Annotated in this window: 17 protein-coding genes; 10 read left to right on the forward strand and 7 right to left on the reverse strand. The window is 44.7% G+C overall.

From position 1 onward, the window contains the following. Position 1: 1 nt before the first annotated feature. From PYW33_RS13405 to PYW33_RS13420, 4 genes are all read left to right on the forward strand, one after another. Complete coding sequence (locus PYW33_RS13405; RefSeq protein WP_004647389.1) at positions 2-1390, forward strand: hypothetical protein; 1389 nt, start codon at positions 2-4, stop codon at positions 1388-1390. A 47-nt stretch (positions 1391-1437) separates the two neighbouring features. Next, on the forward strand, positions 1438-2406 hold the full coding sequence (locus PYW33_RS13410; RefSeq protein WP_004647388.1) for an asparaginase domain-containing protein: 969 nt from the start codon (positions 1438-1440) through the stop codon (positions 2404-2406). A gap of 15 nt (positions 2407-2421) precedes the next feature. Continuing rightward, positions 2422-3219: a tRNA pseudouridine(38-40) synthase TruA gene (gene truA / locus PYW33_RS13415; protein ID WP_004278489.1), complete on the forward strand. Its 798-nt coding sequence runs from the start codon at positions 2422-2424 to the stop codon at positions 3217-3219. A gap of 155 nt (positions 3220-3374) precedes the next feature. Then, entirely contained in the window at positions 3375-4508 is a 1134-nt protein-coding gene (locus PYW33_RS13420; RefSeq protein ID WP_004647387.1) for an IS4 family transposase, read from the forward strand. A 79-nt stretch (positions 4509-4587) separates the two neighbouring features. Here the strand turns inward: PYW33_RS13420 and PYW33_RS13425 are convergent, their stop codons facing one another. Continuing rightward, entirely contained in the window at positions 4588-5595 is a 1008-nt protein-coding gene (locus tag PYW33_RS13425) for an AraC family transcriptional regulator (RefSeq protein ID WP_004278490.1), read from the reverse strand. 231 nt (positions 5596-5826) lie between these two features. On the opposite strand from PYW33_RS13425, the gene infA reads away from it, so the two are divergent. The 3 genes from infA to PYW33_RS13440 all read left to right on the forward strand — a co-directional run bounded on the left by infA (position 5827) and on the right by PYW33_RS13440 (position 7106). Further along, the gene (gene infA, locus PYW33_RS13430) at positions 5827-6048 is read left to right on the forward strand and encodes a translation initiation factor IF-1 (RefSeq protein ID WP_001284370.1); all 222 of its coding nucleotides are present in this window, start codon (positions 5827-5829) and stop codon (positions 6046-6048) included. Between the two features lie 134 nt (positions 6049-6182). Beyond that, on the forward strand, positions 6183-6563 hold the full coding sequence (locus tag PYW33_RS13435; RefSeq protein WP_004647386.1) for a hypothetical protein: 381 nt from the start codon (positions 6183-6185) through the stop codon (positions 6561-6563). Positions 6564-6707: 144 nt separating this feature from the next. Then, a complete protein-coding gene (locus tag PYW33_RS13440) occupies positions 6708-7106 on the forward strand; it encodes a hypothetical protein (RefSeq protein ID WP_004278492.1) in 399 nt (132 codons plus the stop codon). Between the two features lie 73 nt (positions 7107-7179). Here the strand turns inward: PYW33_RS13440 and leuB are convergent, their stop codons facing one another. From leuB to leuC, 4 genes are all read right to left on the reverse strand, one after another. After that, on the reverse strand, positions 7180-8259 hold the full coding sequence (gene leuB / locus PYW33_RS13445) for a 3-isopropylmalate dehydrogenase (protein WP_004647384.1): 1080 nt from the start codon (positions 8257-8259) through the stop codon (positions 7180-7182). 42 nt (positions 8260-8301) lie between these two features. After that, positions 8302-8865, reverse strand: a complete 564-nt coding sequence (locus tag PYW33_RS13450; protein ID WP_004647383.1) for a hypothetical protein — start codon at positions 8863-8865, stop codon at positions 8302-8304. 87 nt (positions 8866-8952) lie between these two features. Beyond that, entirely contained in the window at positions 8953-9603 is a 651-nt protein-coding gene (gene leuD / locus PYW33_RS13455) for a 3-isopropylmalate dehydratase small subunit (RefSeq protein ID WP_004647382.1), read from the reverse strand. A 143-nt stretch (positions 9604-9746) separates the two neighbouring features. Beyond that, positions 9747-11180 carry a 3-isopropylmalate dehydratase large subunit gene (gene leuC / locus PYW33_RS13460; RefSeq protein ID WP_004647381.1) on the reverse strand — a complete coding sequence of 478 codons (1434 nt, stop codon included), beginning with the start codon at positions 11178-11180 and terminating at the stop codon, positions 9747-9749. 261 nt (positions 11181-11441) lie between these two features. On the opposite strand from leuC, the gene PYW33_RS13465 reads away from it, so the two are divergent. The 3 genes from PYW33_RS13465 (at position 11442) to ovoA (ending at position 15070) form a co-directional block, all read left to right on the forward strand. Continuing rightward, positions 11442-11678, forward strand: coding sequence for a DUF2061 domain-containing protein (locus tag PYW33_RS13465; protein ID WP_004278497.1), 237 nt, complete (start codon positions 11442-11444; stop codon positions 11676-11678). A 191-nt stretch (positions 11679-11869) separates the two neighbouring features. Next, a complete protein-coding gene (locus PYW33_RS13470) occupies positions 11870-12745 on the forward strand; it encodes a LysR family transcriptional regulator (protein ID WP_004647380.1) in 876 nt (291 codons plus the stop codon). 150 nt (positions 12746-12895) lie between these two features. Further along, entirely contained in the window at positions 12896-15070 is a 2175-nt protein-coding gene (gene ovoA, locus PYW33_RS13475) for a 5-histidylcysteine sulfoxide synthase (protein ID WP_004647379.1), read from the forward strand. Positions 15071-15120: 50 nt separating this feature from the next. Here ovoA and PYW33_RS13480 read toward each other — a convergent pair whose 3' ends face one another. Next, positions 15121-15369: a DUF2789 family protein gene (locus PYW33_RS13480; RefSeq protein WP_004278500.1), complete on the reverse strand. Its 249-nt coding sequence runs from the start codon at positions 15367-15369 to the stop codon at positions 15121-15123. Between the two features lie 160 nt (positions 15370-15529). Further along, positions 15530-16180, reverse strand: coding sequence for an HAD family hydrolase (locus PYW33_RS13485; RefSeq protein ID WP_004647378.1), 651 nt, complete (start codon positions 16178-16180; stop codon positions 15530-15532). Positions 16181-16202: the final 22 nt, after the last annotated feature.

Genomic DNA, 16202 nt, shown 5'->3' on the forward strand with positions numbered 1-16202 from the left:
CATGCTGATTTATGTGATTCCATTAGTGATATTGATCATCGTATTAATTGTCTTTAAAAAACGACAAGATGCTCAAGAATCAGATAAAGCAAAAACTAAAACGGTAAAAGCGAAAAAACCTGGCTCTGCTTCAAAAGCTGCTCCACAAAGAACCAAAGTAGTGGAGCCAGTCGGGGTCACAAAAAAATCAGCAACACCATTATCGGCAGAAACACGCAAGAAAATTGAAGGCCTAATTCAGGAACGTAATTTTTTTGCCGCCGAAGCGCAGATTAATCAGGCGCTGAATCGTGACAATTCCCAACACGAACTTTATCTGTTGCTGTTAGATATTCATATCTTGCAGAAAGATGATTTTGCGATTACGCAACTCATTAATCATATTCGTGCACTCAACATTGACGATGTACTCAGCCCAGCTGAAGAAAAGAGAACGGCTTACGAAAAAACAAAAGCTACAGAATCGACTCAGACTGCTACACCTGCCACGCCCGTATCCAATAACACCGCCTTTGATGCCTTAAATCAAGCTACGCTGCCTGCGGATACTAAAACGGAATTGGCATTCGAGCAATTACAACAGGAAATCGCTCCAGCGAAAGAAGAACCATCACCTCTTGAGTTTAACTTTACGCCTAGTTCTGCACCTGCTGCACCAGTCACAACGAAGACTGAGCCTGTCGAGAATAAGAGTTTAGATTTTAATACCGCACCTAGTATTCCTCAGGCTGAACCGACTGAAACACCAGCTAAAAACAGTAATGAAATTCAATTTGACTTCGATTCTTTTAAAGTAGAGACCACTACAACTGAAGTTTCACCCTCTGCAGCTCGTGACACTCTAGAGCCAAATTTTGAAAAGAAAATAAGCGGCAATGAAATTGCTGACTTTGATCTCAAGTTAGAAAGTAACCATCCACAAACAGCTGCTGCCACTGAAGAAATCAAACCTCTAGATTTTTCTTTCTCGCTTGACACGCCAGTACCAGCAGCTGAGAAAACTGCAGTGCCAGCGACTGAGTTTGACCTGTCTAGCTTGACAGCTGCAGCACCTGTGGCAGAACCAGCGTCACAAACCAATCTATCAGGCATGGATTTCAAATTAGATCATTTAGAAACCACGCCAGAAGCGCCTGCTGCGACAGCGATGAGTTTCGATCTTCCTGCTACACCAGCTCAGGCAACGATAGATCAGCATGATCCGCTGGTGCAATCTTTCCCGGAATTACTGGATGTTAATGAAGCAGGTCTCAACCTGGATCTTGCGCAGCAATATATTCAACTCGGTGCCTATGCCGCTGCCCGTGAAGTCATTGCGGAGCGAGAAGCTGAATATACTCCTGAGCAACAACAACGCGCCGAGCAATTACTGAATCAAATCGCATCTTGATGCATTTCGATTTACACTAAAGCAGTCAATAATTGGCTGCTTTTTTTATGATAAAAAATATTGCATTAATTTATATGGGCGGCACATTCGGCTGCGTGGGGGATCCTCTCGCACCGATGCCTGCTGATTTATTTATTCCAAAGCTCGAACAGATACTTGCAGAGCAGTATTTTGTAGAATGCCACCATGCACCCGCCATTAAGGACAGTAGTGCCTGCACAGCAACCGACTGGTTGCAACTGGTACAGTTTATTCAGCAATTGCAATCGCGGCAAATCCAGCATTTTGTGATTATTCACGGTACAGATACGCTGAGTTATGCCAGTGCAGTACTGGCACATTTTATTGGAAACTCGGCGCATGTGGTGCTGACCGGTAGCCAATATCCGTTGCTGAATGCTCAAGGCAATGAACAGCGTGAATTTAGTGATGCCCTGGATAACCTGAAATTTGCACTAGATTCCATCAGCGAATGTAGCGCTGGAGTCTATCTGGCATTCCATCATCAGCTGCTACATGCGCAAACTGCACTGAAACAGCATACTACCGAGTTAAATGCCTTTGCAGGTCTTGAAGCCAATATCGCAATCCAAACCAGTCAAGCGTGTTATCAGATCGAAGCTAAAGATATTGTGAAAGCGGCTAAATTCAACTGTATGAGCATCATGATGCAGCCGGTTGATCTGACCCAGCAGCTGAATAACCTGAACAACCTCTTGGCTCGACCACCGCATTTTTTATTTCTGCAAGGTTTTGGCACTGGCAACCTGGCGGTCAATGACGCCATGATTGCGCTCATTGATCAACTCTATGAGCAGGGCTGTATTTGCGTCTTAACCACCCAAGTGCCTTTTGGTGCGACGGATCAGCGCTATGCCATTGCCGAATGGGTGAATCACTGCAAAATTTTGCTGAATGAAAGTTATGGACATGCGGATCTGTATGCAAAAGCCCTGAAAATGTATTTACAATACGACACTGTAGAGCAATGGCATCGTCATTGGTACGATCAATAAGGTTTTGAGGTCATTATGCAGCGTTTTGCGGTGGGAATTGAGTTTTGTGGGATGCATTATCGGGGATGGCAGACTCAACAGCCGGGAGTTGCAAGCGTACAGGAAACCATTGAAAAGGTCCTGAGCAAAGTTGCCGATCAACCGATTAGCCTGCATGGTGCCGGCCGCACGGATGCCGGGGTACATGCGACCAATATGGTGGCGCATTTTGATACGGATGCCGTGCGTTCTGAACGTGGCTGGCTAATGGGCTGCAATAGCCAACTCCCTAAAGACATCTCGATTCAGTGGATCAAAGAAATGGATCACAGCTTCCATGCCCGTTTTAAGGCACAGGCGCGCCGCTACCGATATGTGGTCTATAACCACCCTGTGCGCCCGGCATTGCTGCATAAACAGGTCACCCATGTCTATGCACCGCTTGATGTTGAACAGATGATATACGCCGCGAAAAAGTTTGAAGGCACGCATAACTTTGAAAGCTTCCGCGCCGCAGCCTGTCAGTCCAATCAGCCCGTTCGTCATGTCAGCCATTGCCGCTTGATTCAGCATGGTCAGTATCTGGTACTGGATATTCAGGCCGATGGCTTTCTGCACCATATGGTGCGCAATATCATGGGATGTTTATTGGAAATTGGTCAGGGCATGTATGCTGCCGATCATATTGATAATATTTTCGCGGCAGAAGACCGTAAAGCTGCTGGTGTGACTGCGCCAGCAGATGGTTTGTATTTTATTCATGCTGATTATCCGGCGCAGTTTGAATTACCTGAATTACCCTTAGGTCCGCACTGGCTGAATATGCCGGAATAGTTTTTAAATTTTTTAGAATATTTACCTCCCCTAACCCCTCCTAAAAGGAGGGGAATTCCCACTGCTGTCCCATAGTTTGATTTAAATAAAAAACCTGAGTCCAAATCGTTAAAATATGAGTGCAAACAAACACTTTAACGACCAGGATTCAGGTTTTGTCACATCAGAATACCGTATTTCATCAGCTTATTAAACCCGTCGTGCGACAGGATTTTGAGCAACTTGCTAAAGTACACCATGTTGGACAGAAATTTAGAGCGGCTTCAAGATGGGATCAGTTTATTGCCATCTTGATGTCTCAACTTTCCTGCAGGCAAAGTCTGAGAGATATTCAATCCAATCTGGAGTGCCAACAGGACAAACTGAGTCATTTCGGAGCAAAGTCTATTCCCCGAAGTACACTGGCACGAATCAATGAGCAGCAGCCTGCTGCCTTGTATCAACAGCTCTTTTACAAGTTGCTTAAATACTATGAACACTCAAAAGTAGCCCATAAATTTCGCTTTAAGAATCCATTATATTCCCTGGATGCCAGTCATATTGACCTGTCGCTTTCCTTATGTGAATGGGCCAAAGTTCACGACTCAAAAGCCAGCATGAAACTCAGCATAGGATTGAATCACAGCAATGATATTCCTGAGTTTATTGCAGTTGAAAATGGTAAAGAAAATGACATGTTACAAGGCCGAAAATTCCAGTTTCCCGCTGGCAGCATTGTGGTCTTTGATAAAGGCTATGTCGATTATCAATGGTATGCGAATCTAAGCGCTCAAAACGTTAGCTTTGTGACACGTTTTAGACCTAAATCGGTGTATCAGGTGATCCAGCAACATCCAGTGCTTGAATCCAAAGGCATTCTAAAAGATGAAACCATTCAGCTAAATAGCGCACATGCCCTAAAAAGAAAAGCCCCCGTATTAAGAAGAATTGAATATAGAGATCAGCAAAGTGGCAAGCACTTTAGCTTTCTCAGCAATAACTTTCATCTAGCTGCCTCTACCATTGCAGCGATTTACAAAGACCGCTGGAAAGTTGAATTGTTCTTTAAAGCGATTAAACAGAACCTGAAATTAAAAGCCTTTTTAGGCCGAAGCAAGAACGCCATTCAGACGCAAATCTGGATTGCGATGATCGCCTATTTACTGGTAAGTTTCGCTCAACATTTAGGGAAAAAAGGCTGGACAGTTCAGCGCTTACTCAGAATAATTCAAGTGAATTTATTTGAAATAAAAACCTTAAAAGCGTTATTTTCACCCGATAAAGTCCCCATCAAACAAGAGGAAGCTTAAATGAGCTTCCTCTTGTAAAAATTGTGGGACAGCAGTGGGGGAATTCCTCCCTTTTTTAAAGAGAGGTTAGGAGGGATTTTTAACGCTGCTTCCGCTTCCGATATTCCACTGGCGTTTCATTGGTCCAGCGTTTAAAGGCACGATAGAAGGTACTTGGCTCGGAAAAACCGGTCAGATAGACAATCCGCTCGACGCTCTCATTGGTACTCGCCAGCAAACGCTTGGCCAGACGACAGCGATAATCCGAGAGAATCTGCTGAAAGCTGGTATGTGCCTCACTCAGTTGTGTTCTCAAACGGCGTGGCGTGATGTTCAGCTGGGCTGCCACAGTTTCTAGCGTGGTTTCGCCACTCTCCAAAGTAGAGCCGATTGCACGACGTACTTCACCGACCAGATCATATCTTGCCAGTTCCTGTAGCTTTTCAATCGCCAGTTGCTCATGCAGCTGCAACAGCTCAGGTTCAGCCTGCCACAGCGGATATTCCAGGATAGTCGGATCGAAATACAAACGGGTTTCTTTCTGACCTAGACTGACCGGACACTCATAAACCCGGAAGTATTCATCATCAGGTGCCCCTTTATAAAAATTAAAATCGATATAAATCGGCTCAAAATGCCCTTCGGTAATAAATTTAAAGAAACGCAGTACACCTGACATAGCACATTCAGTAAAATGACGATTGACCAGACTCTCAGCAAAAGGCTGTTCACCATTGGTTAAATAGCAGCGATCATCTTCAATCACTAATTTGGCAGCAAAGGCATCACTGATCAGTCGCTGATAAGCCAAAGCACGTTTCAGTCCCTCACCAAAATTTTCAGATGAAACAAACAGGTGTTCAATGACCTGACCACGATAAAGTGGCAGGTGCTCACCCAGATGCAATCCAATATCCGGATCCTTGCTGACTTCCTCTGCCGCCACCCAAAAGGCATACTGGGCACTCAGCGGCGTACGGTCATTGGCCTCTACCTGATTTAAAGCCACTCCTGCTTTGGTCAAAAGTTCTTCTGTCGGCAACCCCGCACGACGAATCGCCTGATAGCCTAAACGCAATACGACTGATGCATCCGTTAGCTGACTCACTCAAAAGCCTTCCTTGTATGTACTTCATTTATACTTAAAAAGATTAATTTTAGATTAACTGTGATTGACCAAACTGACAACAGAAACAGGTGTCTTTTTAGTTAAAAAAATTATCGTGACAGTTCGCCTATTTTACTGGCAGATGATCAGTCTAACGCCCGTTTCGTCTTGTATTTTGCAAAAAAATTGACTATAATTTGCGCCTTTCCAATTTATTCATTCAGGTAGGCTATGGCCAATAAAGAGGAACTCATCGAGTTCGAAGGCGTTGTCACCGAGACGCTTCCTAATACTATGTTCCGTGTACGTTTAGAGAACGGTCACGAAGTGATTGCCCACATCTCTGGTAAAATGCGTAAACACTATATCCGTATTTTAACTGGCGACAGTGTGAAGGTTGAAATGACACCTTATGATTTGACTAAAGGTCGTATCACATATCGTGCACGCTAAGTTTTAGCGCAAGCAAAAGCCACTTTTAGTGGCTTTTTTATTACTTGAATTATTTATCAATCAATAAAATAATTTGACACAGCCTTATAAATTCACGACTATTCATTGAATTAAAAATAACATGTATAAAAACAATGAATATGAAATGCTTATCCCTACTTTCCAGCTTGTTTCTCGTTGCATGCGCTACCGGCGGCAATCAGCATCTGCATCAGTCTCTACAACCTTATGTAGGTCAAACTGCCGCACAGGTTCGTAGCCAGCTTGATCTTCGTGCCATTGGATTCAAGACCTCCCAGCAACCGATTCAAACTGCAAAATTTCTAAGCTACACTATTTTTCGGGATATGAATATTCCGATGGGCACGCCGAATATCAGTCAAAGTATCTCGATCGGTGCACCAATGCCGATACCCTCGAATGGTGGTTATAACATTGAGATGAACTGCCAAATCTGGTTTGACCTAAAAGATGAAATTGTTCAGGCGATTCGCTTTACCGGTAGAGCTTGCTGAGCTGTACTCATCGAGTTCAAAGCCTGTATCGGATTAAATCAGGGATCAACCTCACCACGCTAAACTTCTACCGTGTATCAAATCACAACAGTATTTTTGCATGGAATGCGCTTACACTCATTTTATTTGGTGTGAGGACAGCTCATGAAGTTCACACTGATTTTAGTATGCTGTACAGCATTCAGTTTGCTTAATGCATGCAGCACCACCTCATCAACAACTGCGCAGCGTGATGCCTATTTACAACAGTTCATTGGGCAAAGCAGCCAACTGATCGATCAAACTCTGGATCTAAAACGTTTAGGTTACCAGCAGATCAGTGAGCCTGAACGCAGCGCAAAACAATTAAGCTATGTGGTACAACGCCCCATTACCATTCCTTTGCCTGTAGCGCAGTTTCCTGCCACAGGAACAGGCACTGTACCGATTCCTGTCTCAGTAAGCCCTGCCGGCGGCTATGACGTCAAATTGCAATGTAAAATCACCTTCTTACTCAAAGATAATATTGCCACCGCGGTACGCACCACAGGCCGAACCTGTTAAGGGGTTTAAGCTTTGAAATTTCTATTATAAAAAAACGCAGCCTTGAGCTGCGTTTTTTTGAATCAAAACAGGCTTAGTTCAATGCAGCAACGACTGCTTGACCCATTTCAACCGTACCGACTTTTTGCATGCCTTCAGACATGATATCTGCCGTACGCAAGCCTTGATCCAAGACCTGACCTACTGCATCTTCAATCGCTTTAGCAGCCGCTTCTTCACGGAAGGTATAACGCAACATCATCGCCACCGAAAGAATCGTCGCTAATGGGTTTGCCAGGTTTTGACCGGCGATATCTGGTGCAGAACCATGACAAGGCTCATACATGCCCTTCCCATTTTCATCCAGAGATGCCGATGGCAACATGCCGATTGAACCGGTCAACATCGCAGCTTCATCCGACAGGATGTCACCGAACAGGTTAGAAGTGACAATCACATCAAACTGCTTTGGCGCACGTACCAGCTGCATCGCAGCATTATCGACATACATATGCGATAAATTAATTTCAGGATATTCGGCTTCTTTCAGCGCAGTCACTGTCTGTTTCCACAGCTCAGTTACTTCAAGCACGTTAGCTTTATCCACTGAACACACTTTACCACCGCGCAAGTTGGCCATTTCAAAAGCGACTTTGGCGATACGCTTGATTTCAGACTCTGAATAAACGTCGGTGTTGTAGCCTTGCTTCTCACCATTTTCCAGTTCACGGATACCACGTGGCTGACCGAAGTAAATACCACCCGTTAATTCACGCACAATCAGAATATCCAGACCCGCCACGATTTCAGGTTTTAAGCTTGAAGCATCAGCCAGTTGCGGATAAAGAATCGCTGGGCGCAAGTTAGCAAACAGGTTCAGTTCGCTACGCAATTTCAATAAACCACGTTCTGGACGGATTGAACGCTCAATCGTATCCCATTTTGGACCACCCACGGCACCGAGTAGAATCGCATCGGCTTTTTTGGCCTGTTCAGAAGTCACTTCAGGATACGGTGAACCATGAGCATCAATGGCTGCACCACCGAGTAAGCCCTGTTCCCATGTCAAATCAAGATTAAATTTTTCATTTACGCGTGTGAGTACTTGCTCTGCGGCTTTTACAATTTCAGGGCCGATGCCGTCACCAGCTAAAATCAAAATTTGTTTAGACATGAGATTTTCCGTTTAAAACGTCAGATTCAGACCTGACAGAGGTTAAATTTTCTTTTCTACAAACTCTGCAATCCCGGTGACTGCATTATAGGGTTTGCAAAAACGACGAATGGTTTTTTGCTCTTGTACCAGATCTACGCAAAGCGGATCCGGCGCCGAAGAATTTAATAAACTGCTGCTACGCGCACTACGGTCACGAAACATTTTTAAGCTATAGCGGTTATTGGCCTGAAAACGATGGAATACATGTAAAGTTTCCGCTTTATCCTTACTGATCGGATAAAAACGCACGACCAGTTCATGCTGTCCTGCCGGCACAGATAAATAAATCGAATTGGCCTGATTTAAATTTTTGGCCTGCAAGCGCACCAGTTTCTGCTTCAGCGCCTCATCACTGATGCGGCCATTGTCGGCGTTGACAATAATGGTCTGATTGAAGCGTTCGAACTGACAATCTGGCGTCCCTGTACAGTAGATCAGGGCATTGCTTTTGCTCTCAGTATTTTCTTTGGCATGTTTGAGTTTCATCGTGTCGATGCTTTGACATGCAGTCAACAGCACCGATACTGAACTTAAAGCAAGCCACTGTTTCCAATAATTCGCCATAATGTCTGTCTTACCCAATCAAAAAACTCAATAATCTTCCGATATTAGCAAGGGCATCGCAGTGATGCCATGACAATTTTTACTGATTTATCCATGAATTTCGGCAAATACCCAAGGACGCGATTGTTTAGTTTTTTCTTCATAGGCACGAATATCATCCGCCACCTGCAAAGTTAAGCCAATATCATCCAGACCATTTAACAGGCAATGCTTGCGAAATGGATCAACTTCAAACTTAAAGCTTTCACCTGCAGGGGTGCGAACTTCTTGTGCCTGCAAGTCAATGGTTAATTGATAACCTTCATCTGCCGCACATTCCTTAAATAACTGCTCAACAATATCTTCAGCCAAAATCACGGGCAACATACCGTTTTTAAAACAGTTATTAAAGAAAATATCGGCAAAGCTTGGCGCAATAACAGTACGGAAACCGTATTCACTCAAAGCCCACGGCGCATGTTCACGGCTAGAACCACATCCAAAGTTGGCACGTGAAATTAAAATAGACGCACCCTGATAACGTGGCTGGTTCAAGACAAAGTCCGGATTGATCGGACGAACTGAATTGTCCTGACCTGGATAACCTTCATCCAAGTAACGCAATTCATCAAATAAATTGTCACCGAAACCGGTACGTTTGATCGATTTCAAAAACTGTTTTGGAATAATTAAATCGGTATCGACATTGGCACGGTCTAAAGGTGCAACGATACCTTGTTCAACGGTATAAGCTTTCATATTTATTTCCCAATGAATCCGTAACCTCTCCCTAGCCCTCACTTGCGCTTCGTTTTAAAGCAGTGCTTAAAACTCACTCAGGAGAGGGAACCCCTTCTCTTGCGCCATTTGGCTCATGGAGAAGGTCAGGATGAGGGCTTAAACTAGAATGAACGAACATCAACAAAGTGACCGGCTATCGCAGCAGCAGCTGCCATGGCTGGACTCACCAGATGGGTACGACCGCCATTGCCCTGACGACCTTCAAAGTTACGGTTCGAGGTCGAGGCACAATGCTCGCCCGGCTGTAATTTGTCGGCATTCATGGCCAAGCACATTGAACAGCCTGGTTCACGCCATTCGAAGCCCGCTTCGACAAATACCTTGTCCAAGCCTTCCGCTTCTGCCTGAGCTTTGACCAGACCAGAACCTGGAACTACCATCGCCTGTTTAATTGAGGCGGCAACTTTACGACCTTTGATCACTTCGGCTGCAGCACGAATATCTTCAATACGCGAATTGGTACATGAACCGATAAATACGCGATCCAGCTGAATCTCAGCCAAGGCCTGACCGGCATTTAAGCCCATATATTGATAAGCACGGTTCCAGTCATTGCGTTGTACCTCGTCTTTGGCTTGTTCCAAAGTCGGTACTGCCTGAGACACTGGAATAACCATCTCAGGAGAGGTCCCCCAAGACACTTGCGGCTCGATCTCTTCACCTTGCAACACGACTACTGTATCAAAATGTGCATCTTCATCCGAATGTAAGGTATTCCAATATGTAACCGCTTGATCCCACTGTTCTGCAGTCGGCGCATAAGGACGGCCTTTAACATATTCAATAGTCTTGTCATCGACAGCGACCATACCCACGCGTGCACCGGCTTCAATCGCCATATTACACACGGTCATACGACCTTCGATTGACATGTCACGGAACACCTGCCCACCAAATTCAATCGCGTGGCCTGTACCACCTGCGGTACCAATCTTGCCAATAATCGCCAAGACTACATCTTTTGGTGTCACACCTTGACCTAATTTGCCGTCAACGCGCACTAACATGTTTCTCATCTTCTTTTGAACCAGACATTGGGTCGCCAATACATGTTCAACTTCTGATGTACCGATACCGTGCGCCAAGCAGCCAAAAGCACCATGGGTTGCTGTATGCGAATCACCACAGACCACAGTCATGCCCGGCAAGGTCAAGCCTTGCTCCGGCCCGACCACATGCGCGATGCCCTGACGGATATCATTAATATCAAATTCAACAATATTAAAGGTCTTGCAGTTATCATCCAAAGTTTGTACCTGGATGCGCGAGGTTTCATCTTCAATTCCGGCAACACCCTGTTCACGCTCTTTTTTCGAGGTCGGTACGTTATGATCCGGTGTGGCAATATTCGCGCTTAAACGCCATGGCTTGCGCCCGGCCAATTGCAAACCTTCAAAGGCCTGTGGAGAAGTCACTTCATGTAATAAGTGACGATCGATGTACAGTAAGGCAGAACCATCATCACGTTGCGTTACTAAATGGTCGTCCCACAATTTATCATATAATGTTTTTGCTGTTTGGGTTGCGCCTGCCATGTCGATGTACTCCACTGGACTGGGTAAATTCTTTCTCTGATTTTGATTATATCGCTGCAATCACATAAATCTAATTTATCATTTTTATCAGTTAAAAAACTTTTTGGAATCTTTTAAAAGCTGAATCAAATCATGCTTTAGTTTTATTTTTATAAATCTAGTTTTCCGATTAATTTATAAAAAATATTCGTTTTTACAAATTAAATGAGAATTATTATTATTTCTTCATCGGCAGAGATGATGATTTTGAGGAACTTCGACATGGCACATATTCAACGCTTTGTAGACAACAACCAACGCATGTTCAAAAAGACCTTCAGCTACTACATTATGCACATTACTGTGGCGATGATTGTGGGATACTTGGTAACCGGCAGTTTGACGATGGCCATTGCCTTAAGTTTATTAGAGCCAACGGTACAAGCAGTGGCTTTCTTCTTTCATGAAAAAATCTGGGAGGGTAATAATCAACAGCAGAATGAGGACATTACCGTCTAAGAATCTTCTGTCGAGGTTCCTGATGAAAGACTGCCTGCATAGGTGGTCTTTTTTAGTTTTTAAAATGCCAAAGCTTTGAAAATATATAGTAATTCAACACTGCAACATCAATGAGCTAATTTTACTTTGATTTATTCTTAAAATATAACAATAATAGATTTACACATAAAAATTCTTTATAGGTGATTAAGATGAATCTCGCAGCCTTTGAAGCCTTCGTGAAAGTCATGGAAACCGGTTCGATTTCTCTGGCCGCAGATCAGCTCTTCATTACCCAGCCTGCTGTTACCAAACGTATTCATAGTCTCGAAGAATACTTTGGGGTCAAGCTGTTTGAATCTGCCGGACGTGGCGTACAGGCCACCCATGCGGCGCACTCCCTGTTGCCTAAAGTGAAAAACTGGCTGAATGAACTCGGGGATATTCATTATACTTTGAGCCATGAACAGGGTCAGGTACAGGGCAAACTGAAAATTGGTACCAGTCATCATATTGGCCTGCATCATCTGCCGAGTCATTTGCGCCGTTATGTCCAGGAATATCCGGACGTGACCCTGGATGTGCATTTTGTTGATTCCGAGCAAGCACATGAACAGGTGATTGCCGGCGATCTGGAACTAGCATTTTTAACCTTGCCGCCCCGTGGTGATGCGCGTCTAAATTACGTGACTATCTGGAATGATCCTCTGGTCTTTGTGGTGGCACCGTTTCATCCGCTGACGCAGCAAAAAAATCTGTGTCTGGAAGATTTGCTCGACTACCCGAGTCTATTGCCCTCATCACAGACCTATACCTCGCAGATCACCTTGGCTGAGTTTGAAAAACAGGGTATTAAACCGAAAGTCAGCATGAGTAACAATCCGCTGGAATCGATCCGGATGCTGGTATCGATTGGCTTAGGCTGGTCTGTGCTGCCAAAGACTCTGGTCAATCATGACTTGCACCAGCTGGATATCAATCTGGAAATGAATCGTCGCTTGGGCATGGTCTGGCATCCTGGTCGAACACAGTCCAAAGCAGCACAGGCTTTAGTTCAGCTCATGCAAGGCGCCTCCCTGTCTATTTAAGCTGTTTCTGAACATGCTGTATCCAAAACGGTGCAGCATTTTGTTACTTAAATACACCCCATCTGGCGATATCTTTCGAGTATTTTTAAGACAATTCCATTTCTTTGCAATGCAAAGGAATGCTTAAAATTATTCGATGGAGCCTGACGGATGCAGCTCGATTCTCCCCTAAAATCCCACTCTCAAGATAAAACCAATACAAGCAGCCTATGGCTTTCGGCCAAACCGATGCTGCTGCCCACGCCGGCACTTGATTTTGCCGATGAACAGACTGCCCGACACGGCCTGCGCGAATATTTCCTGAATACCTTTGACACCTATGAGCAACTGTTTGAATGTCTCAAGCATGAAGATGCTTTTTTCATCAAGCCCATTACTTTACGTCATCCACTGATTTTTTATTTTGCGCATACCGCCACTTTTTTTGTCAATAAACTGCTGCTCAGCAAGCTAATTAGCGAACGCCTGAATCCGCATTTTGAAAGTATCTTCGCGATTGGTGTGGACGAGATGAGTTGGGACGATCTGGATGAAGTGCACTATGACTGGCCTACCGTGCAGGAAGTCCGTGATTATAGGCATCAAGTGCGTGCCCTGATCCTGAACATCCTTGAACATGCTCCGCTGACTCTGCCCTTAAACTGGCAAAACCCCTGGTGGACCATCATCATGGGCATTGAGCATGAACGGATTCATCTGGAAACTTCTTCCGTGCTGATCCGCCAGCATGCTCTGGAACATGTACGCCAGCATCCGCAGTGGCGCGCCAATATCATTACTGGCATGGCTCCGGATAATCACTTGCTGGAGGTACCTGACGGCAAGGTGCTTTTGCAGAAATATTTTAACGATCCATTTTATGGCTGGGACAATGAATACGGCCAGCATGAAGCGCAGGTAGCGGCTTTTGCAGCTTCCAAATATCTGGTATCGAATCAGGAATTTCTGGCCTTTGTCGAAGCACAAGGTTATCAGACCGAACAATACTGGAGTGAAGAAGGTCTAGGCTGGCTGCAATTTTCACAAGCTGCTCATCCCTGTTTCTGGCGCAAAACTGAATTGGGTTGGTCACTGCGACTGATGCTGGAAGAAGTGCCGATGCCTTGGGATTGGCCGGTAGAAGTGAATTATCATGAAGCCAAGGCCTTTTGTCAGTGGAAATCGCAACAGCTTGGAAAAACCATTCGCTTGCCGACTGAAGATGAATGGTATCGCCTGTATGCCGTTTCAGACCTGGATCCAGATTTACAAAGTCCTGAACAGGCCAATATCGAGTTGAAATACGGCACCAGCTCCTGTCCGGTGGATCATTTCAAGCAGGGTGATTTTTACGATATTCAAGGCAATGTCTGGCAGTGGACTGAAACCCCGATCTATCCATTTCAGGGTTTTCAGGTGCATCCATTTTATGATGATTTCAGTACACCGACCTTTGACGGTCGCCATAACCTGATGAAAGGTGGCTCCTGGATTTCGGCGGGCAATGAAGCTTTATATAGTTCCCGCTACGCCTTCAGACGGCATTTCTTTCAGCACGCTGGTTTTCGCTACGTCGCTTCTGATCAAGCATTGCAACATTTCCCTTCGCATTATGAAAGCGACCAGCTGGTCTCCCAATATCTGGAATTCCAGTATGGTATCGAATATTTTGGTATCGCTAATTTTGCCAAAACACTGGTCGATCTGGCACAACCCTATTTTCAGCAAACGCCGTGCCATCGTGCCTTAGATATTGGCTGTGCTACCGGCCGCGCCAGCTTTGAACTGGCACGCTCTTTTGATCAGGTAACCGGTTTGGACTTTTCGGCACGCTTTATCCAGCAAGCAGTTTATTTGGCTCAAGGCCATAGGGTACGTTATCAGCTGCCACTAGAAGGTGAATTAAGCGAAGAAAAAAGCTGTTCACTTGAAGATGTCGCTTTGGATCAGGTTGCGTCGAAAACGGAATTTTTTCAGGCCGATGCCTGCAACCTGAAAGCACATTTTAGCGGCTATGATTTTATTCTGGCAGCGAACCTGATTGACCGGCTGCATCATCCGAGAGATTTTTTGGCGCAGATTCATGAGCGTATGAATATAGGCGGCATTTTAATGCTGAGTTCGCCTTATACCTGGCTGGAAGAACATACGGCACGTAGTGAATGGCTGGGCGGTTTTCAGCAGGATGGGGAAAACATCACGACCTTGACTGGTATTTCCAACATTTTAACCCAGCACTTTGAATTGGTGGCCGAACCCCAAGATGTGCCTTTTGTGATTCGGGAAACGGCCAGAAAGTATCAACACACGCTGTCACAAGTCACGATCTGGAAACGTGTTCGCTAAAGGTAAGGTGATGGCCTAAAAAAAGCCAATCATACGATTGGCTTTATATCTTATCCTTCACTGGTTGAATTTTCATGTAAGGATTCATTGAGTTGATCTACCACAATCGCCCATTCGCCATCAGAGGCTATTTTCTCGCTTAAAAATTGACGTTGTGCCTCTGACCAATACGGCGCATCCAGTAAAGTCAGATCTTTATGCAATTGATGCTCGTGAATAAATGTTTCAATACCTTCTGCACTGGCATCCAAGCCAAGCTGCTGGAACAGATGTGTCATACGCGGTCGAACGTGAGTCATATCTCATACCTCAGAATCTACTATTGTTATCATGTCCTGTTTTTTGAGCATAGCATGTCTGATTCAGCCGGACTGTGAAAAAACATTAATATTCAAATGAGGCAAATAAAAAGCACAACCGAAGTTGTACTTAATAATCACATCAATGAGTTCGGAGTGATTAGATCGACCAGTCCTGTATTTCCCAGCCTTGTTCTTGGGCTAGAGTTTCCAAGCGATCATCCGGATTCACTGCAATCGCATGATCCGCATATTCCAGCAAGAAACGGTCATTAATCGAATCTGAATAGGCCCAAGACTCGGTTACATTGCGACCCTCCAGCCATTGTTCCAGACGCACCAGCTTGCCTTGCTGATAGCACGCTGTATTGATGACTTTACCAGTATATTTACCATCAATGACTTCAGCATTGGTGGCAATAATTTCAGTAATTCCGAATTCACGAAAAATGGGGGCGGTAATAAAGTCTGAAGTCGCGGTAATCCCCACTAAGGTATGCCCTGCTTCATGGTGGCGCCCAATGGCTTTAAAACCTTCAGGACGCATTTGTGGACGAATGACTTTTTGCATGAACAGTTGATGTAATTCAATCAAATAATCATTGTCATGTTTGGTTAGAAACTGGAACACAAATTCATTATAGGCATAAGGATCCAGCTCACCTTTTTTATAATCGTCATAGAACTTGTCATTCATGGCGCGATGCTGAACTGGATCGACCAGGCCCTCACTGACCAAAAACTCTCCCCAAGAATGATCCGAATCCGTGTTTAACAAGGTGTGATCGAGATCAAATAGCGCCAATTTCATGAAAATACTCGTTAAAACTGAA

Source organism: Acinetobacter lwoffii (assembly GCF_029024105.1).
GTDB classification, from domain to species: Bacteria; Pseudomonadota; Gammaproteobacteria; order Pseudomonadales; family Moraxellaceae; genus Acinetobacter; species Acinetobacter lwoffii.